The organism is Parasedimentitalea maritima, from assembly GCF_005771405.1.
Lineage (GTDB): Bacteria > Pseudomonadota > Alphaproteobacteria > Rhodobacterales > Rhodobacteraceae > Parasedimentitalea > Parasedimentitalea maritima.
In genome coordinates, this window is the sequence record NZ_VAUA01000010.1 from 81,208 (window position 1) to 102,695 (window position 21,488).

Annotated in this window: 26 protein-coding genes; 8 read left to right on the top strand and 18 right to left on the bottom strand. The window is 56.1% G+C overall.

Features of this window, described 5'->3' with window-relative positions; translation table 11 throughout:
• Positions 1–11: 11 nt before the first annotated feature.
• The 5 genes from FEE96_RS18255 (at position 12) to FEE96_RS18275 (ending at position 4,446) form a co-directional block, all read left to right on the top strand.
• On the top strand, positions 12–992 hold the full coding sequence (locus FEE96_RS18255; RefSeq protein WP_138164565.1) for a type II secretion system F family protein: 981 nt from the start codon (positions 12–14) through the stop codon (positions 990–992).
• A gap of 3 nt (positions 993–995) precedes the next feature.
• Positions 996–1,580 (top strand): tetratricopeptide repeat protein, encoded by a 585-nt coding sequence (locus FEE96_RS18260; protein ID WP_138164566.1) that lies wholly within the window; start codon positions 996–998, stop codon positions 1,578–1,580.
• A gap of 28 nt (positions 1,581–1,608) precedes the next feature.
• Positions 1,609–2,457 carry a tetratricopeptide repeat protein gene (locus FEE96_RS18265; RefSeq protein WP_138164567.1) on the top strand — a complete coding sequence of 283 codons (849 nt, stop codon included), beginning with the start codon at positions 1,609–1,611 and terminating at the stop codon, positions 2,455–2,457.
• Positions 2,458–2,463: 6 nt separating this feature from the next.
• Positions 2,464–2,961, top strand: coding sequence for a prepilin peptidase (locus FEE96_RS18270; protein WP_138164708.1), 498 nt, complete (start codon positions 2,464–2,466; stop codon positions 2,959–2,961).
• A 177-nt stretch (positions 2,962–3,138) separates the two neighbouring features.
• The gene (locus tag FEE96_RS18275; RefSeq protein WP_138164568.1) at positions 3,139–4,446 is read left to right on the top strand and encodes a P-loop NTPase family protein; all 1,308 of its coding nucleotides are present in this window, start codon (positions 3,139–3,141) and stop codon (positions 4,444–4,446) included.
• A 26-nt stretch (positions 4,447–4,472) separates the two neighbouring features.
• Here the strand turns inward: FEE96_RS18275 and FEE96_RS18280 are convergent, their stop codons facing one another.
• Positions 4,473–4,814, bottom strand: a complete 342-nt coding sequence (locus FEE96_RS18280; RefSeq protein WP_138164569.1) for a hypothetical protein — start codon at positions 4,812–4,814, stop codon at positions 4,473–4,475.
• Positions 4,815–4,837: 23 nt separating this feature from the next.
• Between FEE96_RS18280 and FEE96_RS18285 the strand changes: the two genes are divergently transcribed.
• Positions 4,838–5,029, top strand: a complete 192-nt coding sequence (locus tag FEE96_RS18285; protein WP_138164570.1) for a hypothetical protein — start codon at positions 4,838–4,840, stop codon at positions 5,027–5,029.
• A 77-nt stretch (positions 5,030–5,106) separates the two neighbouring features.
• On the top strand, positions 5,107–5,529 hold the full coding sequence (locus FEE96_RS18290; protein ID WP_138164571.1) for a PaaI family thioesterase: 423 nt from the start codon (positions 5,107–5,109) through the stop codon (positions 5,527–5,529).
• 3 nt (positions 5,530–5,532) lie between these two features.
• Here the strand turns inward: FEE96_RS18290 and FEE96_RS18295 are convergent, their stop codons facing one another.
• Positions 5,533–6,279: a LytTR family DNA-binding domain-containing protein gene (locus FEE96_RS18295; RefSeq protein WP_138164572.1), complete on the bottom strand. Its 747-nt coding sequence runs from the start codon at positions 6,277–6,279 to the stop codon at positions 5,533–5,535.
• Positions 6,280–6,393: 114 nt separating this feature from the next.
• On the opposite strand from FEE96_RS18295, the gene FEE96_RS18300 reads away from it, so the two are divergent.
• Positions 6,394–6,792, top strand: coding sequence for a DUF2306 domain-containing protein (locus tag FEE96_RS18300; protein ID WP_138164573.1), 399 nt, complete (start codon positions 6,394–6,396; stop codon positions 6,790–6,792).
• 80 nt (positions 6,793–6,872) lie between these two features.
• Here FEE96_RS18300 and folD read toward each other — a convergent pair whose 3' ends face one another.
• From folD to FEE96_RS18380, 16 genes are all read right to left on the bottom strand, one after another.
• Complete coding sequence (gene folD, locus FEE96_RS18305) at positions 6,873–7,772, bottom strand: bifunctional methylenetetrahydrofolate dehydrogenase/methenyltetrahydrofolate cyclohydrolase FolD (RefSeq protein WP_138164574.1); 900 nt, start codon at positions 7,770–7,772, stop codon at positions 6,873–6,875.
• 39 nt (positions 7,773–7,811) lie between these two features.
• The gene (locus FEE96_RS18310; RefSeq protein ID WP_138164575.1) at positions 7,812–8,117 is read right to left on the bottom strand and encodes a chorismate mutase; all 306 of its coding nucleotides are present in this window, start codon (positions 8,115–8,117) and stop codon (positions 7,812–7,814) included.
• A 57-nt stretch (positions 8,118–8,174) separates the two neighbouring features.
• Positions 8,175–9,851, bottom strand: a complete 1,677-nt coding sequence (locus tag FEE96_RS18315) for a formate--tetrahydrofolate ligase (RefSeq protein WP_138164576.1) — start codon at positions 9,849–9,851, stop codon at positions 8,175–8,177.
• Positions 9,852–10,030: 179 nt separating this feature from the next.
• Complete coding sequence (locus FEE96_RS18320; protein ID WP_138164577.1) at positions 10,031–10,606, bottom strand: MOSC domain-containing protein; 576 nt, start codon at positions 10,604–10,606, stop codon at positions 10,031–10,033.
• 51 nt (positions 10,607–10,657) lie between these two features.
• On the bottom strand, positions 10,658–11,437 hold the full coding sequence (locus FEE96_RS18325) for a methyltransferase domain-containing protein (protein WP_138164578.1): 780 nt from the start codon (positions 11,435–11,437) through the stop codon (positions 10,658–10,660).
• Positions 11,438–11,550: 113 nt separating this feature from the next.
• The gene (ftsH, locus tag FEE96_RS18330; RefSeq protein WP_138164579.1) at positions 11,551–13,470 is read right to left on the bottom strand and encodes an ATP-dependent zinc metalloprotease FtsH; all 1,920 of its coding nucleotides are present in this window, start codon (positions 13,468–13,470) and stop codon (positions 11,551–11,553) included.
• Between the two features lie 77 nt (positions 13,471–13,547).
• Positions 13,548–14,753, bottom strand: coding sequence for a tRNA lysidine(34) synthetase TilS (tilS, locus tag FEE96_RS18335; protein ID WP_246079513.1), 1,206 nt, complete (start codon positions 14,751–14,753; stop codon positions 13,548–13,550).
• A 50-nt stretch (positions 14,754–14,803) separates the two neighbouring features.
• Positions 14,804–15,619 carry a tol-pal system protein YbgF gene (gene ybgF / locus FEE96_RS18340; protein WP_138164709.1) on the bottom strand — a complete coding sequence of 272 codons (816 nt, stop codon included), beginning with the start codon at positions 15,617–15,619 and terminating at the stop codon, positions 14,804–14,806.
• Between the two features lie 3 nt (positions 15,620–15,622).
• A complete protein-coding gene (gene pal, locus FEE96_RS18345) occupies positions 15,623–16,120 on the bottom strand; it encodes a peptidoglycan-associated lipoprotein Pal (protein WP_138164581.1) in 498 nt (165 codons plus the stop codon).
• A gap of 82 nt (positions 16,121–16,202) precedes the next feature.
• Positions 16,203–17,531, bottom strand: a complete 1,329-nt coding sequence (tolB, locus tag FEE96_RS18350; RefSeq protein ID WP_138164582.1) for a Tol-Pal system beta propeller repeat protein TolB — start codon at positions 17,529–17,531, stop codon at positions 16,203–16,205.
• Positions 17,528–18,655 carry an energy transducer TonB gene (locus FEE96_RS18355; protein ID WP_138164583.1) on the bottom strand — a complete coding sequence of 376 codons (1,128 nt, stop codon included), beginning with the start codon at positions 18,653–18,655 and terminating at the stop codon, positions 17,528–17,530. Before FEE96_RS18355 ends, tolB begins: the two co-directional genes overlap by 4 nt.
• Before the next feature lie 12 nt (positions 18,656–18,667).
• Positions 18,668–19,150, bottom strand: coding sequence for a protein TolR (gene tolR / locus FEE96_RS18360; RefSeq protein ID WP_138164584.1), 483 nt, complete (start codon positions 19,148–19,150; stop codon positions 18,668–18,670).
• 3 nt (positions 19,151–19,153) lie between these two features.
• Positions 19,154–19,849, bottom strand: a complete 696-nt coding sequence (gene tolQ, locus FEE96_RS18365) for a protein TolQ (protein WP_138164585.1) — start codon at positions 19,847–19,849, stop codon at positions 19,154–19,156.
• A 105-nt stretch (positions 19,850–19,954) separates the two neighbouring features.
• A complete protein-coding gene (gene ybgC / locus FEE96_RS18370) occupies positions 19,955–20,338 on the bottom strand; it encodes a tol-pal system-associated acyl-CoA thioesterase (protein ID WP_138164586.1) in 384 nt (127 codons plus the stop codon).
• 72 nt (positions 20,339–20,410) lie between these two features.
• The gene (locus FEE96_RS18375) at positions 20,411–20,755 is read right to left on the bottom strand and encodes a low molecular weight protein tyrosine phosphatase family protein (RefSeq protein WP_138164587.1); all 345 of its coding nucleotides are present in this window, start codon (positions 20,753–20,755) and stop codon (positions 20,411–20,413) included.
• A gap of 9 nt (positions 20,756–20,764) precedes the next feature.
• Positions 20,765–21,388: a hypothetical protein gene (locus FEE96_RS18380; RefSeq protein ID WP_138164588.1), complete on the bottom strand. Its 624-nt coding sequence runs from the start codon at positions 21,386–21,388 to the stop codon at positions 20,765–20,767.
• Between the last annotated feature and the right edge of the window lie 100 nt (positions 21,389–21,488).

Below are 21,488 nucleotides of genomic sequence, written 5' to 3' on the forward strand. Positions count from 1 at the left end.
GGGCAAACACTGTGGAATTTCTCACAAGTATCAACGCGCTGATTACCAATCAGCTGGGTGACTTTGGACCTCTTCTAGTGGTGGGACTGCTGGGTCTGTTCATGATCCTGCTGACTATCCCACTGTTGTTGAACCAGCGCGAAGATCCGCTGAAAAAACTGAAAAAGCGCAACAATCCGGACGCTGGCACAAAACCCAAGAAAGAACGGCTCCGTCAGGGCAACCGCAACGAGCAATTGCAGAAATTTGCGAACTTTCTGGAACCGCAAGACGCCGAAGAGCTATCCGCGATGGAGCTCAAACTCCGTCAGGCGGGCTATCAATCCAAGGATTCAGTTCGCTTTTTCCACTTTGCCCAGTTTGCATTGGGCATTATCGGACTAATTGCGGGCCTGTTTTTTGTTTATGTTCTGAACGCCGATATCGAATTTGACGGGCAACAGATGATGATCCGTATCATCGGTCCCGGTGGTGCTGGCTATATGTTGCCAAAGTACTGGGTCACCCGCCGGATCGCCGAGCGCAAAGAAAAGATCACAGCCGGTTTCCCTGACGCACTTGACCTGATGCTGGTCTGCGTCGAGGCCGGGCAGTCTCTGGATCAGGCCATTGTGCGCGTTGCCAAAGAACTGCACGCCTCTTACCCGGATCTGGCCGACGAATTTGATGTCGTCGCCTATGAGATGAAAGCGGGCAAAGATAAGGATAAGGTGTTGCGCGATATGGCGACCCGCTGTGGGGTGCAGGATCTGTCCTCTTTTGTTACCGTGATGATCCAATCGGCGACCTTCGGGACCTCGATCGCTGACGCGCTGCGGGTCTATGCAGCGGAAATGCGTGACAAACGCGTTATGCGGGCAGAAGAGGCCGCAAATAAGTTGCCAACAAAAATGACCCTTGCCACAATGGGCCTGACATTGCCGCCGCTGCTGATCATTCTGGTTGGCCCATCGATTAAGGCGATCGGCAACCTGGGCAATATGAGCAACTAATACATGACTTCAAAAGATGGGGCTTGGCCCGCATCGCTTCGCAAGACCTTGATTGCCATCACCGCCTGTGCGGTGGTGGCCTCTTGCGGTTCAACCACTTCGGATCCCGCTACGCCCTGGGCGCCGGGCGTGGACCACAGCAAGCAAGCCGAGGATGGGCTGGAAGTCGGTCACAGGATGATGGCGGCTGGCCAGTATGAGCTTGCCCTAGATGCCTTCATCCGCGCGGCATTGGATCATGGGATGACTGGCGAAGTTCTCTCCAGCATGGGGACTGCAAATCTTGGGCTCGGTCGCCTTGGTCAGGCCGAAACCCTGTTGCGCCGCGCAGTCAAGGAAGAACCGGATTGGCCCGAAGCGATGAACAATCTGGGTGTAGTTCTGATGGAACAGGGCAAATACGCCGAAGCAGAACAGGTTCTACGCCGCGCTTATGCCCTGGATAATGGCGAAAGTGACCCAATCCGTGAGAATCTGCGCTTGGCCCTCGCAAATTTGGAAAATTCTGCTAATACTGCTGGACAAAACCAAGACTATGAATTGGTGCAACGTGGTGGGGGCAATTTCCTGATCCGTACGACGCCATGAACAAGGCAGAGCAGTAAAGGACGCAAAAATGCGCCAAGTATTTCTTGTATCAGCATGTCTGGCTGGTGGACTATTCCTGTCTGCCTGCGGCAAAGATGATCCCGCAAGTGTCGAGCGGGCGTTTCAGGACGTCAATGTGGTTGATGAAACCGACCTGAATGACGTCATGTTGACCGCCGCTGACCCTAACGAGGCAGTCAGTTATTTCACCAGATCATTGCAGGGCAATACCAACCGTATCGACCTGCAACGAGGCCTCGCTATTTCTCTGGTCCGCGCCAAGCGGAACACCGAGGCAGTCTCAGCCTGGAAAAAGGTCAATTCTCTGGACGGCGCGACCAACGACGACAAGGTAGATCTGGCTGATGCGTTGATCCGCAACGGCGATTGGAAAGCCGCCAAAGCCGCATTGGACGATGTACCCCCAACCCACGAGACCTTCAAACGCTATCGGCTAGAGGCGATGGTTGCGGATGCCAACAAGGAATGGAAAAGGGCCGACAGTTTCTATGAAATCGCGGTTTCGCTAACCACCCGCCCCGCAGGCGTCATGAACAACTGGGGCTATTCCAAGCTGACCCGCGGCGACTATACCGACGCAGAACGTCTGTTTGGCGAAGCCATCCGTCAGGATCAGGCGCTGTTCACTGCCAAAAACAATCTGGTTCTGGCCCGTGGCGCACAACGCAATTACACGCTGCCGGTGATCCCGATGGGACAGATCGAACGGGCACAGCTCTTGCATACCTTGGCGCTGACTGCGATCAAACAGGGCGATGTTTCAACCGGCGAAGGTCTGCTGCGTGAAGCCATCAACACCCACCCGCAGCATTTTGAAGAAGCTGTGCGCAGTCTGCGTGCGCTGGAAAGCGCTTAATACATGCTGGCAATTCCGGCCCATGTCGCTCTGTGGTTCCTGCCATTTGTGCTGCCCATTTGTTATACAATTATGCTCACCGATCTACGTGGCATGCGGATACCAAATTGGGCAGTAGATCTTACTGCGGTGATTTTTATCGTGGTGGGACCATTTTTGATGTCCTGGACCGACTATGGCTGGCAGCTTCTGCATCTTCCTATTGGTGTTGGTCTCGGGTTCTTGTTCTACAGTGCAGGAATGATTGGCGCCGGAGATGGAAAATTTGCAGGCGCAGCTGCGCCTCTTGTGGCCTTTGCTGATCTCAGGATCATCCTGCTGATCTTTACCGCAAATTTGCTGGCTAGTTTCGTCACCCACAGGATTGCCAAGCACACACCACTGCGCCGCTTGGCCCCGGATTGGAAAAGCTGGGACGTCGGCCAGAGCAAATTCCCCATGGGCCTGTGCCTGGGCGGAACACTGGCAATCTATCTGATCCTTGGCGCGCTCTACGGCAGCTGAAACAATCCAGTTGTCTAAAGCCTGAGAGATTGAACGCAGCTTGCGCATCGCACAATCGCTGAATTGCTACAGGTCTGCCCCGCTCGTGCCACAGTGCTGAATAAACTGTTCCCAAACGACACCTCTCAATTTTGTTGAGCGTGCCGCGAGACAGTGACCAGATACAGGCCTTGACCAATGAACATGCAGACTTCTCACGTGACGGCCCCGCCTGCCCCAAAGGGCATGGAACAAATGCAGCTACCGTCGGTGATGATGCGTGACATCCTGCTGAAAACCATCTTCCGCAAAAATGTCGATATGGTCAGCGAAATTGCGGAAGCCATTTGTCTGCCAATGTCGGTCACCCAAGAGCTGGTAGACATCGCCCGCGAGCAAAAGCTGTTGGAAGCAACCGGCACCCTGAACGCCAACAGTGGCAATGAAATGGGCTATCAGCTGACTGACGCCGGTAAGGCCCGCGCGCTGGATGCCCTCACCCAGTCCGAGTACTTTGGCGCCATGCCGGTGCCGCTGGATGTCTACCGTGAACAGGTCAAACGTCAGTCGATACGCAACATTCAGGTCAATCGCAAACAGCTGACCAATGCCATGGGCCATCTGGTTCTTCCGGATAGCCTGCTGGACCACCTCGGCCCCGCCGTCAGCGCGGGTCGTTCGATCCTGATGTATGGCCCACCCGGCAATGGTAAGTCCTCTATCTCAAACGGTATCCGCGATGCCTTGGGCGATCAGGTCTATGTGCCACGCGCCATCGAGTATGCCGGTCAGGTGATCACTGTCTATGACCCGATTGTCCATACCGCAGTGGAACAGGTACAGGACGATCCTAATGCCCTGCGCCGCACCCGCCGCTTTGACAGTCGCTACGTCTGCTGCGAACGCCCAACAGTGGTCACGGGCGGTGAACTGACCCTTTCGATGCTGGATCTGGTCTATAACCCAACCGCGCGCACCTATCAGGCCCCCCTGCAGCTAAAGGCAACCGGCGGCATTTTCATCGTTGATGACTTGGGACGGCAGGCCGAGCCTCCACAGGCCCTGATCAACCGCTGGATTGTTCCGCTGGAAGAAAGCAAAGATATCCTGGCCCTCCAGTCGGGTGAAAAATTTGAAGTGCCCTTTGACACGCTGGTGATCTTCTCCACCAACTACCATCCCAATGAAATATTCGACCAAGCCGCCCTACGCCGGATCTTCTTCAAGATCAAAATCGACGGGCCAAGTCAGGAAAACTTCCTGAAAATATTCGCCCTCGTCGCCCGGAAGAAGGGAATGGCGCTGGATGAGGCTACATTGGTGCATCTTCTTAAAAACAAATACCCAACGATCGAAAACACCTATGCAAACTATCAGCCAGTGTTCCTGATCGACCAGATGATCGCCATCTGCGAATTTGAGGGCATCCCCAACCAAATGTCCCCCGATCTGATTGACCGCGCCTGGGCCAATATGTTCGTAGACGACGAAGTGATCGTGAGGTAGCGACCCGAGACCTTAGGACATTCCTCTCAGGCCTCGTTCATCTTACTTGCATCGGTAAAGCCCCAGCCATCGGGGCGATATCCTGACGACAATCCGATTTTAGTGATGCGCTCTTCATGGTCCCATATGGCGTCAATTGCCACGGTCAATGCATAGATCGGAATCCAGATATCCTTGGTTTCCTCATCAAATGCTGCGGCATAGCCCTCCGCCTTCAATTCTAAAACCGCCCTAACTGGATCACTCATGCTTGATGCGGGCACCAGATAGAAATCAAAATCCGCGATTGCGGGAAGGCTTTGCTTAGATCCCAAATCCTCCAAGACCCAAATAGTTTCTGATCTTTGCTTTTCAAAATCATGTTCCATGTTGAATATCTCGACTTAAATGTTTGAAATTGCGCCATGTTGCATCTACCCGAGCAGATACTCAACTGGTTTTACATCCGCATCAACAGGCGATGCTGGACCGCTCCGATGATCCGGCAACCCCGTTGATCGCCCCCACCGGCAGCGGCAAAACCAAGGTCGGTTTCTTGCTGACGCTGGCGGAACCCGCCAACGGCATTCCTTTCCCCCGATAGCGATAATCTCCGCCACGTCATTCACCATTATGGGATCATCCGGCTTATGCTGCCCTCAACAAGACAGGAGCTGCTAAATGACCGATATCGAAACCCGCATCCGCGACAGCTTTGCCCGGCAAAGCATGATGCAAACCCTCGGTGCAGAAATAGACGAGGTCAGTGAAGGTAAGGTCGTCATAACCGCCCCTATCTTGCCCTCCAGCCGCCAGCAACATGATGTTGCTCATGCAGCTCTCAGTTTTGCCATCGGTGACACTGCCGCTGGCTATGCCGCTTTGACCAAGATGCCTGATGACCAAGAGGTGATGACCGCCGAAATCAAGATCAACTTGCTGGCGCCGGGGGCTGGCGACTATCTGCGTGCAACCGGGCGCGTCATCAAACCCGGCCGCCGTCTGGTTGTCGTTACAGCCGAGGTCCACGCCATCACAGGAGACTCTGAAAAGCTGATCGCAATTCTTCAGGGCACCATGGTTCCGGTTGCAAAGCAGGGTTAAGGCCTAGATCAAGCCTGCCTGCTTTGCCGCTGCGCGAAAACTACGGCTTACCGGGACTTCACTTTCGTCCGCCATCAGCAAAGTGTCTCGCCCGTTCTGGTTTCGGGCGTGGCGCACCGCACCCTTTGCCACCCAATGCGACCGGTGCACACGTTGGCCCGCACCGGAGCCCAAACGCTCGACCACATCGCCAAACCTGAGCAACAAAAGATCTTGCCCGGCCTCTGTCACAACCAGAGTGTAGTGATCCTGTGCCTCAAGCCGAACAAGGGCCCCACGTTTCTCGACAGCAAGTTTACCCATCAACCAGTCGTCAGTTGGCGGTTCTGGTTGAGGCGAGTTTTGAACCTCTGTTGGCCCGGACGACAAGAGCAGCAAAACGCCCTCAACCCCCAGGGCAACGATCAATATTACACTGAAAAGAAACCCAAACGCCGCCCAACTGGCTGCAACACCAAAGCAGATCCAATTGATCCAGACAATCATCACCCCAAGAACCGTAGCATAGGGCAGATGCGACGCCAGTCGCCATTGCCAGGTCCAATCCCATCCCCCCAACAGGCGGCGCAGCGCCTCCAGTCCCATGGACAGGCCCAGCACCAGTGCCCAATAGCCCAAACGCGGGCCAAGGGGCAGCAGCTCAAACGTACCAAATGGCCCAAGGGTACTGGCCAAAAGTACAAACAGCAGCCAGGCCGCTCCCCAGCGCAGCCAAGCATATTGCCAAATTTCACGAAGCGTCAGTGACATGTGCGGTTTTACCCTGTTATTCGCGCAGAGTTTCCTGCCATTCACGTATCCCGCTTTGCCATGTCTGAGGTCAAGCCTGCATAGCTTTTGAAGTTATTCACCAGGACACATCCCATGCATCTCACCCCACTGCTGTCGGCTTCTGCTGTTATCCAGATACACACCCTCGCCGCCCTGACACTTCTTCCTCTAACCGTAACGATTTTCTCTCTGCAGCGTGGCGACAGGCGTCATCGTTGGCTGGGTTGGTGCTGGGTCATACTGATGACGACCGTGGCTGTGTCCAGCCTTGCCATTCACCAGGTCAAGCTGATCGGTCGTTTCAGCCCCATTCACATCTTATCGGCTCTTGCACTTGTTGGCTTGGTTCAGGCCGTAACGGCCGCGCGACGCAAAGACATCGTGAGCCACAGGCGCACCATGGTGAGCATGACATGGGGCGCCTTGGTCGTCGCAGGGCTGTTCACACTGCTCCCCGGTCGCATTCTGTTCCAGGTAATCACTGGTGGCTAACAACAAAGGCGGCCCTCACGAGCCGCCCTTGTTTCTTTTTGCCTTAAATACTCAAATCCGGCGTCACCATTGGCGCAGGATCAGGCGGTCAGCCCCTCTGGCTCAGCTAAGCCATTGGCCCGACAACATGCCGTAACGGTATTGGCCAGCAGGCAGGCAATGGTCATTGGACCAACACCGCCCGGCACCGGCGTGATGGCGCTGGCGACCTCAGCTGCCTCGGCGAAGTCGACGTCGCCCAGTAGCTTGGTCTTACCGGGCTTTTCTGGATGTGGGATGCGGGTGATGCCGACGTCGATCACCGTGGCACCGGGTTTCACCCAGTCACCTTTGACCATCTCGGCCCGGCCAACAGCCGCAACCAGAATATCGGCGCGACGACAGACTTCGGCCAAATCCTGCGTACGAGAGTGGGCGATGGTGACGGTGCAGCTTTCCTTCAGCAGTAGCTGCGCCATCGGCTTACCAAAGAGGTTCGAACGACCGATCACCACTGCATTCTTGCCCGACATGTTACCCACCTGATCGCGCAGCAGCATCAGGCAACCCAGCGGTGTGCAGGACACAAGGCCCTTTTCTCCACTTGCCAGCAGGCCCGCGTTTACCACGCTCAGACCATCCACGTCCTTAGACGGATCGATGCGGGCCACCACGCGGCGTTCGTTCAGGTGGTCCGGGACCGGGAATTGGCAAAGGATGCCATGCACCTTCGGGTCCGCGTTCAGCTCGTCGATCAGCGCAAACAGGTCTTCTTCGGAGGTATCCGCAGGCAGCTTGTGCTCAAACGAAGCCATACCAGCCTCGACCGTGCTCTTGTGTTTGGCCGCGACATAAACCTCAGATGCAGGATCCATGCCCACCAGAACCACAGCCAAACCTGGCGTGATGTCATTCTCTTCTTTCAGGCGGGCAACATGTCCTGCCACTTTTTCACGCACGGTGGCGGCAAAGGCCTTACCGTCAATAATACTTGCTGCCATTGTTCTTTCCCTTTCCCCCGAGCTTTGAAAGAAGCCCGTTCAAATTTCCCGTATGACCCGCGCTTCTCGCGCAATTGACCAGTCAATCAGGTGCCGCCACAGCGTGTCCACCAGCTCCGGGTCCAGCCCTTCATCACCAGCAGCGTCGCGTACCTTGCTGACCACATCTTCTACCCGCTGTGGTATACGTGCTGGCCAACCGTTAATTTGCTTTAGCGCAATTGCCCGGTCGATATAAGCCGCCCGTTCACGCAAAAGCGAAACCAATGTGGCATCCAGTTTGTCGATTTCAGCCCGCACGGCGCTCATGTCCGTGCATGCGTGAGGTGAAGTCAATTGGGTCATGTCTCAAACTCCTGCGGCCCGGGGATCCCCCGGGCCGCAGAAAGCGTATTTTGCAACTTAGAACAAGCCTTCGATCTCACCTGTGTCATTCAGGCAGATGCTTTTGGCTGCTGGATTACGTGGCAGGCCGGGCATGGTCATGATGTCACCACAGACTACAACGATGAACCCAGCGCCGGCCGACAGCCGCACTTCACGAACCGGCACCGAATGGCCAACCGGCGCGCCACGCAGTGTCGGATCAGTCGAGAACGAGTACTGCGTTTTGGCCATACAAACCGGCAGATTGCCGTAGCCCTGCTCTTCCCATTCGTGCAACTGCTTGCGGATCTTGGCGTCAGCCAGAACTTCGTCAGCGCGATAGATACGCTTGGCGACGGTTTCGATCTTTTCAAACAGTGGCATGTCATCCGGATAGATCGGCGCAAAGTTAGCCATATCCGCATCGGCAATTTCAGCCACACGGGTTGCCAGATCAGCCGACCCTTCGGAGCCCAGCTCCCAGTGACGCGACAGGATCGCCTCGGAGCCCTGCGCGACCACAAAATCCTTGATGGCCTGCACTTCGGCATCGGTATCCGTGACAAAGTGGTTGATCGCGACAACAACCGGAACACCAAAGCTCTTGAGGTTCTCGATGTGACGACCAAGGTTTGCACAACCCGACTGCACTGCCTCAACGTTTTCAGTGCCCAGATCGGCCTTAGCGACGCCACCGTTCATCTTCATCGCACGCACAGTCGCAACCAGAACCACCACTGATGGCGCCAGTCCGGCCTTGCGGCACTTGATGTTCATGAACTTCTCGGCACCCAGATCAGCACCAAAGCCAGCTTCGGTGACAACATAATCCGCCACCTTCAGCGCAGTCTTGGTTGCGATAACCGAGTTACAACCGTGCGCGATGTTGGCAAATGGACCACCGTGGACAAACGCTGGGTTGTTTTCCAGTGTCTGCACCAGGTTTGGCTGCATCGCATCTTTCAGCAGCACGGTCATGGCGCCATCTGCTTCGATGTCGCGGCAATAAACCGGGGTGCGATCACGGCGATAGGCAACGATGATGTCGCCCAGACGTTTCTGCAGGTCTTCCAGGTTGTTGGCCAGACACAGGATCGCCATCACTTCGGAGGCCACAGTGATGTCAAAACCGGTTTCGCGTGGGAAACCGTTGGACACACCGCCCAAAGACGCAGTGATCTGGCGCAATGCACGGTCGTTCATGTCGACCACACGACGCCAAGCCACACGACGGGTATCGATTTCCAGCGCATTGCCCCAATAGATGTGGTTGTCGATCATCGCCGACAGCAGCGAGTGGGCCGAGGTGATCGCGTGGAAGTCACCGGTGAAGTGCAGGTTCATGTCCTCCATCGGAACAACCTGCGCGTAGCCGCCACCAGCAGCGCCACCCTTCATGCCAAAGTTTGGACCCAAGGATGCCTCGCGGATACAAACCATGGCGTTTTTGCCAATGCGGTTCAAACCGTCACCCAGACCAACGGTTGTAGTGGTCTTGCCTTCACCAGCTGGGGTTGGGTTGATCGCAGTCACCAGGATCAGTTTGCCGTCCGTACGGTCCTGAACCGAATTGATGAACGACTGGCCGACTTTGGCTTTGTCGTGGCCATAAGGAACCAGGTCGGCGCTGGCGATGCCCAGCTTTTCACCAATTTCCTGGATGGGACGCTTTTGCGCTTCACGCGCAATTTCGATATCGCTTTTGTAGCTCATGACCCTGACCCTTGATCTCAAGTGTTGAAACTTTTTGCGGCAGTTTTGCCGACGCTAATCAAGCCATAGCTGGCCCAGCGTCATTTCAGCATGTGATTTCCGACATTTTCAGGACGCGAAGCGGCGTCAGCTCTGCGACAGGTTTCGAATTAGATACCCAGCAAAAACACCTATTCCATTTATGGCGTCCAAGCGCGCTGATCTGGAATAAAAAGTCGCAGCGGCTGGCCAACGACCAATTTTCCGGGCCGTTCAACCCAAGCCGTGATTCCCCTGCGGTTCTTTGCAGCGGGCTTAAATTTTGGACCAAATCCCGCGTGATCTTTTTCAATTTCCTTGGCTGGAAAGATGCAGGGCCGGTTTTCTGTATCTGTAACCACAGTCACCCCATCTGGGCCCTGCAGTCGCGATGCCGGTGGCACAAAGGTAAAATCCGGAATACCGCGCACCACAATCGACACGCCCAGATGCGCCGGGTCCACCTTCTCCATCCCCATGTCAGCGGCGATCAATGCCAACTCTTCCTCGGACAGGATGCTCAGTTGCCGTACGTTGCGAATTTCAGTTCCCTGAGGATAAAGGTTCTTCACCCGCACACAGGACTCGCGATTTGCGCCGGCATGCCGCGCCCCTGCATCGCCCTCAAACCCTAGATCCATAGTTGAAACTGGTTTGGCTCTTAATCCGTCATTTGCAGCGACGTGCCCGAGCCATGTAATCACACCCTGAAATTCAGTTTCGATCAACGTTGGCATGTCTTTTCCCCTAGCGCGGTCTGGTTATCAGTTTTGCCAACACGGCCCGTTCTAGGTCGGAATGTCCAGCTTGAAAAAGAGCCGTCGGAAAGAAAACAAGACCGATCCATCTGCCTTACGCGGGTAAACCGTTTCGATTTCAGCATCGTAAAGCTCAATCAGATGTTTTTGCTCAGCCTGCTGCAAGGTGGCTAGCACGGGCCTCGCAAACGTTGACTCGGTGAACCTGCGAACGGGATGCCCTTCGTCAGCAGGCGGCAGGTGTTGCAGATAGTCCGTTTCCCAAACATCAACACTGCCAAATTGTGAAAGTAACGCATGGTACTCTGTCGCTTTCAGGATCCCCGGCCCCGACTGTGAATCGAAACGCCCGGGGTAATGGCGATCAACCAGATCATGCCACAACTGGTGTGATGGCGCTTGGTTCTGATTGGGCAGTTGAACCGCAAGAATTCCGCCTGCTGGCAGCATTGCCACCAACCTTGGCAGCAACGCATCATGATCGGGTAGCCAGTGAAGAACTGCGTTGCAAAAAATAAGAGCCGGTGAGGTCTCTGATTCCCAGTGTGCAACATCTGCTTCGACCAGATCATCATAGATATCAAGCGCAGCTGCTTTTGCCAGCATAGCCGGGGAACTGTCTACCCCAACTAACTGTCTACCCCGAAACCGGGTTGCCAAGATCGGCCCGACGGTCCCTGCCCCACAACCCAGATCGCATATACCGCCGTCAGGCAATGATCCGATGCGCATTAGCAGATCAAGCGCAGGTCGCAATCGAAGCCCTGCAAACTGCCCGTACAGGTCCGGCTTCCAGTCAAGCTCGCTCATTATATCTCTCTAATCAGCCACATCAGTCATTGTATACCATAGTACACAATTGATGGTGTAGCTGCAAACAAAAAGGCCGCGCAAAGCGCGGCCTTTTGTGAACTTTGCCTAATTTAGGCCGAAGGTTCTGGTTCCATGTCACCCTCGGGTGGTGACTTCTTCGGCTTGGCCTTGGGAACGGCCGTAACCGAGGCATTGCCCTGATCAGCGTCGTCATCTTCGTCATCGTTTGCACTGGGCAACTCGCCATTCATGACGCGTTTGATCTCTTCGCCGGTCAGCGTTTCATATTCCAACAAACCCTGCGCCAGACGTTCAAAACCTTCGTTGTTGTCAGTCAAGATCTTGCGCGCCCGCGCATAACCTTCGTCGATCAGACGTTTGACTTCTTCTTCGATCAGTTCTTTGGTCGCAGCAGAGACAGAGAACCCGCCAGCGCCACCGTTGTTTTGATAGCCGGCAGCGGCCTCTTGGTAGTCAATGTTGCCAACTTTGTCGGACATGCCCCACTGCATTACCATGGCGCGCGCCAGTCCGGAGGCTTGCTGGATATCACCGGCAGGACCGTTGGACACTTCGCTCTCACCGTATTTGATGATTTCAGCAGCCTTACCCGCCATCGTCATCGCCAAGCGCTGGTGACATTCTTCCTTGAACATATTCAGGCGGTCAAACTCAGGCAGGCTCATCACCATGCCCAATGCACCACCACGCGGAATGATCGTCGCCTTATAAACCGGGTCACACTTGGGTAGGGAAATCCCCACAACCGCGTGGCCAGCCTCGTGGTAGGCAGTCATTTCCTTCTGTTCCTGCGTCATCACCATCGATCGACGCTCGGCGCCCATCATGACCTTGTCCTTGGCGCTTTCAAAATCGTCCATGGTGACAAAGCGACGGCCAATGCGGGCCGCCATCAGGGCAGCCTCATTCACCAGATTGGCCAGATCCGCACCCGAGAAACCCGGAGTACCACGTGCAATGATGCGCAGGTCCACGTCAGGGCCCAGCGGAGTCTTGCGTGCGTGCACGCCCAAAATCTTCTCACGGCCTTTGATGTCAGGGTTACCAACAGTCACGTTCCGGTCAAAACGACCCGGACGCAGCAGGGCTGGGTCAAGAACGTCTTTACGGTTGGTCGCGGCCAGAATGATTACACCTTCGTTGGCCTCGAAACCGTCCATCTCAACCAGCAATTGGTTCAATGTCTGCTCACGTTCGTCGTTACCTCCGCCATAACCTGCACCACGGTGGCGACCTACAGCGTCAATTTCATCGATGAACACGATACAAGGCGCATTCTTTTTCGCCTGCTCGAACATGTCGCGCACACGGGATGCACCCACACCAACGAACATTTCAACAAAATCAGAACCTGAAATGGTGAAGAACGGCACACCTGCTTCACCGGCGATGGCACGGGCCAGTAGCGTTTTACCAGTACCCGGAGGGCCCACCAGCAGCGCACCTTTGGGGATCTTGCCGCCCAAACGCGAGAATTTCTGCGGATTACGCAGGAATTCTACGATCTCTTCCAGCTCTTCCTTGGCTTCGTCGATACCGGCAACGTCATCAAATGTTACGCGGCCATGCTTTTCGGTCAGCATCTTGGCCTTGGACTTACCAAAGCCCATGGCGCCACCTTTGCCGCCACCCTGCATCCGGTTCATAAAGTAGACCCAAACACCGATCAGCAGCAGGAAGGGCAACAATGTCAGAAGGAAGGCCTGAAACCCGGATTGGGCCTGCTTTTCAGCACGGACAGGGATGTTGTTCTCGATCAGCAACTTTGTCACTTCGGCATCTGATGGCTTGATGGTGACATAGGTATTGCCGTCGGAGCCGGAGAACCGAATCTGTTCGCCGTCCAGGATGACATTGCTCACGCCACCTCCTTCAACGGCGGTGACGAAGTCGGAAAAGGTTCTTTCCTGGCTCTGCATCGTGCTGCTCGAGCCGCTGAACATATTGAACAGGGCCAAGACCAGCAGAAACAGAATAACCCAGAAGGCGATATTACGTGCGTTGCCCAAGGCAGCTCTCCTAGTTTTCGAAGCGTGCCATTCGGCGCGCCTGCTTTGACACTAAAATAAGGATCATTCGGGCAGGTTCAATGCGATAAAAGGCTTGCATAGAACTCTTCGCCAGATTTTGCCGTTTTAGCCGTCCATTTGTTGCCCATTGCCGCCAGTGGAGCAGCCACCAATTCCTGCGCGGTCCACAGGGCTGGCGTCGCTTCAAGCACCACTCCGGGACATCCCAGTTGGCGCCAGTTCGGGCAAAGCAACAGGCCCGCCTTGCCCAGCGACCGCACCTCAATACCTGAGGGGTCACCACCAGACAAGAGCCAGCGATTGTCCCACAGTTGACCGGGCTGGACAGCCTCTTCACGTACCGCGTTAAGCTCGCGGCAAATCCAGACTCGTCCCGCACGGCCCAAGATGCGGCAACCCCCAAGCGTCAGTGAACCGCCTGAACGAACCGCTTCAAGTGCCTCACCCATAACCCGGCGACGCAGGGGGTAAGTCGCCCCCGAAACCCATTGCAAGGCTCGCGTTAGCACCCGGTGCAAAATTTCATCTGGCAGACCGCCCAGCTTGGACTGATCCAGAACCACCGCCCCCGAAACAATCTGCGCGACGTCTCGTGCTGCGATAAAGCTATAGTGTTCAAGTGCTTCCCGTGCCGTGGCCATATTCTCTGCAACCGTCGACAAGGCAGCCGTGGACAGGCCTAATGGCTCTAGCAGGTCCATTGCCTGACGGATCCGAACCCGTTCGAACCTCTGATCATGATTTGAAGGATCCTCGATCCAGGTCTGATCAAGCGCGGTGAGATAGTCGCGCAACTGTGCCCGTGTCACCGCCAGTAAGGGGCGAAGCAGGGTTACCTTCTCCAATTGGCGACGGACAGGAATTGCCGACAACCCATCGACCCCAGCAGATCGCGCCAGCCGCATCAACACGGTTTCCGCCTGATCATCTGCGGTATGCCCCAGCGCCAGAACCGGGATGTCATTGCGGCTGGCCCATGCCTCCAACAGTTGGTATCGCGCTTGTCGTGCCTGGTCTTGCAGGTTGCCATCGCCTTGCCAGCCCTGCCATTGCAAAACTTCGTGATCAACGCCCAGTTTGGTGGCCATCTCGGAGACCTGCTGAGCTTCCTGCGCTGAATCCGCGCGCAGCCCATGATCGACGGTTGCGGCCAGTATTTCGACATCTTGCCCCTGAAAGCACTGCATCAGGATATGCAGCAGAGCCATCGAATCGCCCCCGCCTGACAAGGCGACCCCCAAACGGCGAGGCAGCGGCGTCATAAAATGACCCCGCACCTCCGATAGTAAATTCATATTCTGCATCTCTTAGGTCAAGAACAGCCTAGGCTCGCCCTCTCCTGCTCGGCTGCTGGAACAATCTCCGATTCGGGAAACCGGGCCTTGATCTCGGATAGTGTGATACAAGCTTGGCTGGTTTGACCCAAATTCCGAAGTGTGTAGCCAAGCTCAAGCAGCGCTTGTGGCGCCATCGGCCCAGTGGGACTGGCACTAAAGGCAGCCAGGAATGCATGTCCTGCCTCTTTAGTGACGCCCAATCCGTTTAGTGACTTACCGCGGTTAAAGTGGGCCTCGACGGCCAGCGGGCTGCCGGGATAGGTCACATTGAAGCTGGCAAACCGCGCTGCCGCATCCTGATAGTTTTCTTCAGTCAGTGCTGCCATGGCAGCGTCAAAGTCAGCCCGCTCACCCAGTGCCAGCTCGCCCGAGGTATCAATGGTGCTCTCTCCAGTGGTTGGAAGCGTTTCGATGCCGCCGCCCAGTGTCGAAGTTTCACCAAGCTGACTGATATCGCCGCCTTCCAGTTCGACCAGTCTGAATTCCAGATCCCCAATACGGTTGGTGCCATCCGTCACCACGCTGTTGATCCGATGTTCCAGCTGCTCCGTCTGAGAGGTCAGCCCCTGCAATGCATTTTCAATGGCGCCAACCCGGTCCAACACCGTATTGCCACCCAGATTGGTGGCAGGCGCCCCCGTGGTCGACAACTCGCGTTTCAAGCGCTGGATTTCGACATGTAGAACCGTGAGTTCCTGGCGGATATCTGCCAGAGTTTGCTGATCCTGTGCCCGCAGGCCGACAGGAAAGAGGCTAACAGCCGCAACAGCAGCAAGAACATAAAGACGCATCATTTACCCCGTCAGCCCACCAGCCAGAATAGTCACAGCCCGGCGGTTTTTCGAATAGCAGCTTTCATCCGAGCAGATTTCAAGCGGGCGCTCTTTGCCATAGGTCAGAACCTTGATGCGGCTCCCGGCGACACCGCGCGACACCAGATACTCGCGCGCGGAATTGGCGCGGCGTGCTCCGAGGGCAAGGTTATACTCGCGGGTCCCCTGCTCGTCTGCATGGCCTTCGATGGTGGCATTGTAATCGGTATTGGCCAGCAACCAATTTGCCTGCGCCAGCAGAATGCCCTGAGCCTCGGTTGTCAGCCCGGACTCATTCACCACAAACAGCACCCGGTCGCCAATTTCCTGCTGGAAATAGGCCGGGCTGGTCTGGTCCGCGACACCTGCCGCGCCACCTGAATTCAGGTCTGTTGTATTGCTGTTATCCCAGGCCGCGTTGGTACAGGCCGAAAGACCCAGTGCCGAAATAACCAGAATTGCTTTTGTTAAACCACTCATGATGTCAGCCTCATGCTGTTACTCTATATTTCGTTGACCCTATCACAGGCTATTTTGCCTTGCCATGGGGCTGATCTGCTTCTTACTTTTGCAATGGCGACCAGGCCGGGTCCGAGGCCCCATCTGGGGTTCGCACCGGTTTTAGGTTCCGCCCCGAGATATCCACCGAATAGAGCAAGGCCCGCCCATTGGCGCCCTGAGTTTCACGGGTGAACATGATCACACGCCCATTTGGAGACCAGGTCGGCCCTTCATCCAGGAACGAGGCCGTCAACAGCCGTTCTTCTCCGCCATCCGTGCGCATCACGCCGATGTGGAACCGTCCTTTGTTCTGTTTGGTAAAGGCGAGCAGATCGCCGCGCGGTGACCAAACCGGGGTGCCATAGCGTCCTTTACCGTGACTGATCCGGCGTGCATCCCCGCCGGTTGCGGCCATAACATATAGTTGCTGGCTGCCCGAGCGATCGCTTTCAAAGACGATCTGACTGCCATCTGGTGAAAAGGACGGCGCTGTTTCGATGGACGGCGCACTGGTCAACCGTGTGCGCTTGCCGCTGGCGATGTCCATTGTGAAAAGATCAGTATTGCCGCCCTGCGACTGCGAGTACACAACGGTGCGACCATCTGGGGAAAACCGCGGCGCAAAACTCATGATCCCATCATCCGTGGACAGAACCCGACGTTTCACCTGCCCTACATCCATCACATGGATCTGTGGAAAACCGCTCTCATAGCTGGTATAGAGCACCCGGTCACCGGTTGGTGAGAACCGCGGTGCCAGCACGATAGAGGCGCTGTTAGTCAGGTATTGAACATTGGCCCCATCGTAATCCATGATCGCCAACCGCTTGCGCCGGTCGTTCTTGGGCCCATTTTCCGAGACATAGACAACCCGGCTGTCGAAGTAACCGCCCTCACCGGTAATCCTGGTATAGATCGAATCCGCAACTTTATGGGCCATTCTGCGCCAGCCTTCGGTGGTGCCGGTGAATTGCAATCCGCCGCCATCCAACTCTTTGTCAGCAAACACATCATAGCCGCGAAACCGCACTGTCAGCCGATTGCCATTGACGCTGACCGCCCCGGTGATCAGAGCCTGAGCATTCACGGCCTTCCAATCGGCATATTGCACCGGCGCGTTAAAATCTGTGACTTTGGAGATATGCGCCGAGGCCGGGATTTCGCGAAACAACCCGGTGCCGCTCAGATCGGAGGCAATCACCTGTGCAATCTGCGTCGATAACTCCGCTGCAGCGGCGGTTTCGGGGACAAAGCTGGGCACCGCATAGGGCAGCGGTTCAATCACCCCGTCGGTGATTTCAATTCGCAAAGGCCCGTTTTGCGCTACAACGGCTCCAGCTGGAGCCATAAGCGTTGCCGCCAGCAGAACACCCGTCAGAAAAGTCCTCATTTGATCCGCATCCTTTCCGGATTGAACGTCATTTCAATATCGCGCCATTGACCATATTTTTCAGGGGGAAGTTGGAACCCCTTTGCCCCGCAGCGAATAATCGCCCGTCGTGCGGCCTCGTATGCTTGTTTAGCGGCGGTCCCAGACCCACCCGTGCTCGACAACATCCGGATCGTGCCAATGTCCGGCTTGCTTTCCTGGCTGAGGGAGAAACCAACCACAACAGTGGTCCGCAACGCTTCGCTCGACAAAGAGCCAACATTCCAGCAATTTGAAACTGCAATCCGAAACCCTGCCAGCTCGACATCCGTCAAAGGTGGCCCTGAGGGCTCGGGTGCAATTACATCCGCGCCACCAGACAGGGCCTCGGCCACTGCATCAGCAACCGCGTCATTGGTTTCTTCTTGTGGCTGTTCAGGTGGTGTTTCCTGGGTCGCTGTTTCAACCGGCGGCTCGGGCGGTGTTGGCCGTCTGGGCCGCGTTTTAGGGCGCAGCGATTGGCTCGGCGCAGCGCTAACCGCCTCATCCTGCACTTCGGCTTCGGTCACAATACGATCATTTGCAGCTTCTGGCGCAGTTGCTTCTTGCACGTCTTGTTGGGCCTCAGAGCCTTCGTCTGGCACAATTTCCGGCTGCACAACATCATCCACAGCCGTATCCGGCGCAGGGGGCGCAATTGGAACAGGGGCAACGCGGTCGGCAGGTTGTGCTGGCTGAGCCTCAGCTGTTTCAGGCAGTAGCGCAGGAATATCCGGCAACGCAGGCGGCTCCGGGGCTTGCGGCACTGGGTCCGGGGCTGGTTCGGGCTCCGGCCGATCCACAACCTCGGGATCTGGCGCTGGAGGGGCGATGGGTTCCGGGGGCAAAGCCTCTGGTTCGACATCGCTCTGCGGTGTTAGCTCGGGTGCTGGCGCATCCTGCTGCGGGACAGTCAGGGCAGCCAGGTCCTCTGCAATTTCAGGTGCGGTGTGTTGCTGGCTTAGCAATGCAAATTCTGCCGTGCTGATCACCGAGACTTCCTGCACCTGAAACGGCAATGGCTCAGACGGAAACCAGGCGCCAAACACCACCCATCCCATCAGCCCGACATGGGCCGTCAGAGATATTTTGGTCCCGGTTTGCAAGGTACTGCTCCGCTATTGCCCGGCCGTAGCCGGATCAGCCAATTCAGGCCCGCCAATATCCGTGACCAACCCGACGTTCGAAAAACCACCGGCGTTCAACGCGCCCATGACTTTCATGACCTGCTCATATGGTAGCCCACCATCCGCCCTTAGAAACACCCGGTCCGATGAGCGTTCAGCCGCGATCGCCCGCAGCTTGCCTACCAAATCAGCCCGCGACACCGGTGTTGTCATGATCTGCACTTCACCCGTCAATGTCAGGGTCACCGTCAACGGCTCCTCCTGGTCTCCCGGCAGGGCACTGGCGGCTGTCTTGGGCAATTCCACGGGAACACCAACAGTCATCAACGGTGCGGCAACCATGAAGATGATCAACAGGACCAGCATGACGTCGACAAACGGTGTCACGTTGATTTCAGCCATAGGCTGCGCACGGCCCCGACGACGGCCCCGACGGCGTCCACCGTCCGAGGATTGCTGTACTGCGGCCCCCATAACTCAGGAATCCAGCTGGCGGCTAAGGATGGTTGCAAACTCGTCAGCAAAGGCTTCATAGCCGCCAAGGATACGATCGCAATCCGCGCTCAACTTATTGTAAAAGATCACGGCTGGAATGGCTGCCAGCAGGCCCAGACCCGTGGCCATCAGCGCCTCTGCAATGCCCGGCGCCACAACGGCCAGGTTGGAATTCTGTTGTTCCGCAATCTCGATGAACGCGGTCATGATACCCCAGACAGTCCCAAACAAGCCCACAAAAGGCGCAGTGGACCCGACCGTTGCCAAGATCGGCAGACCTTTTTGCAGCGCTTCGGCTTCTTTGGCGATGGCCACATCCATGGATCTGTCGATCCGGGCCTGTGCACCTGCGATCAAGCCACCATCTGTCCGGTGGCTGCGCCGCCATTCCGTCATACCAGAGGCAAAAATCTTCTTTGAGGCCTCTTCGGGCTGTGCCCCGATCTGCTCAAACAATCCATCAAGTGGCTCACCTGACCAGAACGCCTGATCAAACTGATCAGCGCCGCTTCGGGCCAGACGGTATGAGATGTGTTTTTGGATAATGATGGCCCAGGACCAGATCGAGGCCCCGATCAACATCACCATCACCAGTTTCACGGTAAGTGTGGCCCGCGCGAATAGCCCCCACATAGAGAAATCAATCTCCTGCGCCAACGCCAGAGTGTCTGCTTCCATTAGCCTGCTCGCTCATGTTGTGGCCAGTTTTCTGACCTTATCTTGCCGCAAGCTAGCCTAGATTTGTGGTAAAATCCATTCAAACAGACGTTAACGCCCAAAATCTTACAATAATGCGCGGATCTCTGCCGGAAGCCGCTGAGGCTTTCCCTGGGCTGTGACACAGGCAACGGTGACTTTGGCGTGGAAAATTTCGGTCTCGCCGCGCATCACCCGCTGCCCCATGATCAGCCGCGCCGGGCTGACCTTTAGCACCTCGGTTTCGATCAGCAGCTCGTCGTCAAACCGTGCCGGAACCCGGTAATCCGCCTCAACCCTCTGCACCACCCAGATCAACCCGGCATCGCGCATTGCGTTTTGATCATTACCCAGATTGCGCACCCAGTCACTGCGCGCCCGTTCAATGAAGCGCAAGTAGTTGGCGTAATAGACCACGCCGCCCATATCGGTGTCTTCATAATATACCCGGATTGGAAAACTATGCGTCATCGGTAAATACCTCTCAGGTCTATTCACGCCATGCGTAGCCAGATGACAAGCAGAACGATGCGAAGAATGCAGCTAGGCTCCAAAGGTCGCAAGTTTGTCGTCAATTGCTGCTCCAGCAACATCCCTCAAAAGCTCCACCAGTTCGCCATCCATGAACTGATACTCATCAGGAATATCCAGAACTCTAATATCCTTGTGCCTCGCTTCAGCTCTAAAGTCTGAGCGGATACGTTCTGAATGCTTATCTTCCATAACCAGAACAAGATCCGCCCAGTTCAAGTCGGCCGTGGACAAACGCCGCCGCGCGCTGCTGCTGGTTCCCGCCGAACGGCTATGCACCTCGGCATGTTTGCGCCAGATCCGTTCCCCAGTTGGGCTACGCCATTGGTTTCGACTGCAGACAAAAAGAACGTTCAAAGTTGTTACCTACCCCTGCAACCGCGCAAATAGACGCAAGGCGTGTGACGTATCATCCGCCGAGGGCGGCATCATCCGATCATACGCGGCAGCAATTACCCCGGCAATTTCAGGCCGCAGGATGGTTGCACCGGTTTCTGGCAACACAGCCAGTGGTGAGGTTTCAGAAAAAGCCTGATCTCCCCACATGACAATCACCTGAACAGCCTGACTGAGCGCAAGGGTTTCAGCCGGAATATCCGCCATCTCACCCGTCATCCGCAAGAACACAAACGCCGCCTGAATGGCATGATCATTATCAAATCGAAATGCCCGGTACTGGCTGGCATTCGCCGCCTTCAACCGTCCAACCAGCGACTCAAGATCGGGGATCAACCGGCCCAGATCCGGCACATCCAGCAATTCATCCCAGTCACGAAAGAAAAAGAACATCAGGTTGGCGCCCAGTTCACCGTCCAATTCATCCATCTGGGCCCCGGCCAGTGTCGCCACGGCCTCTACCGCACCTTTGACCACCTTCAGGGTTTCATCCTCGACCCCAAACACCACTGGTACGATCGGCCGCCCCCAACGCGCAAAAGCATACGAACCGTCGGTACGGGTGAATAGCTGTTCAATCTGTTCCGGAGTCATCTAGGGCATCCTCAATTCAGGCTTGGCGTTCTATGCCGCGCGCAGACCTTTCAAACAAGACCCGTCGTTTCTCGTTGCCAAAAATACTCCCGCCGGAGGC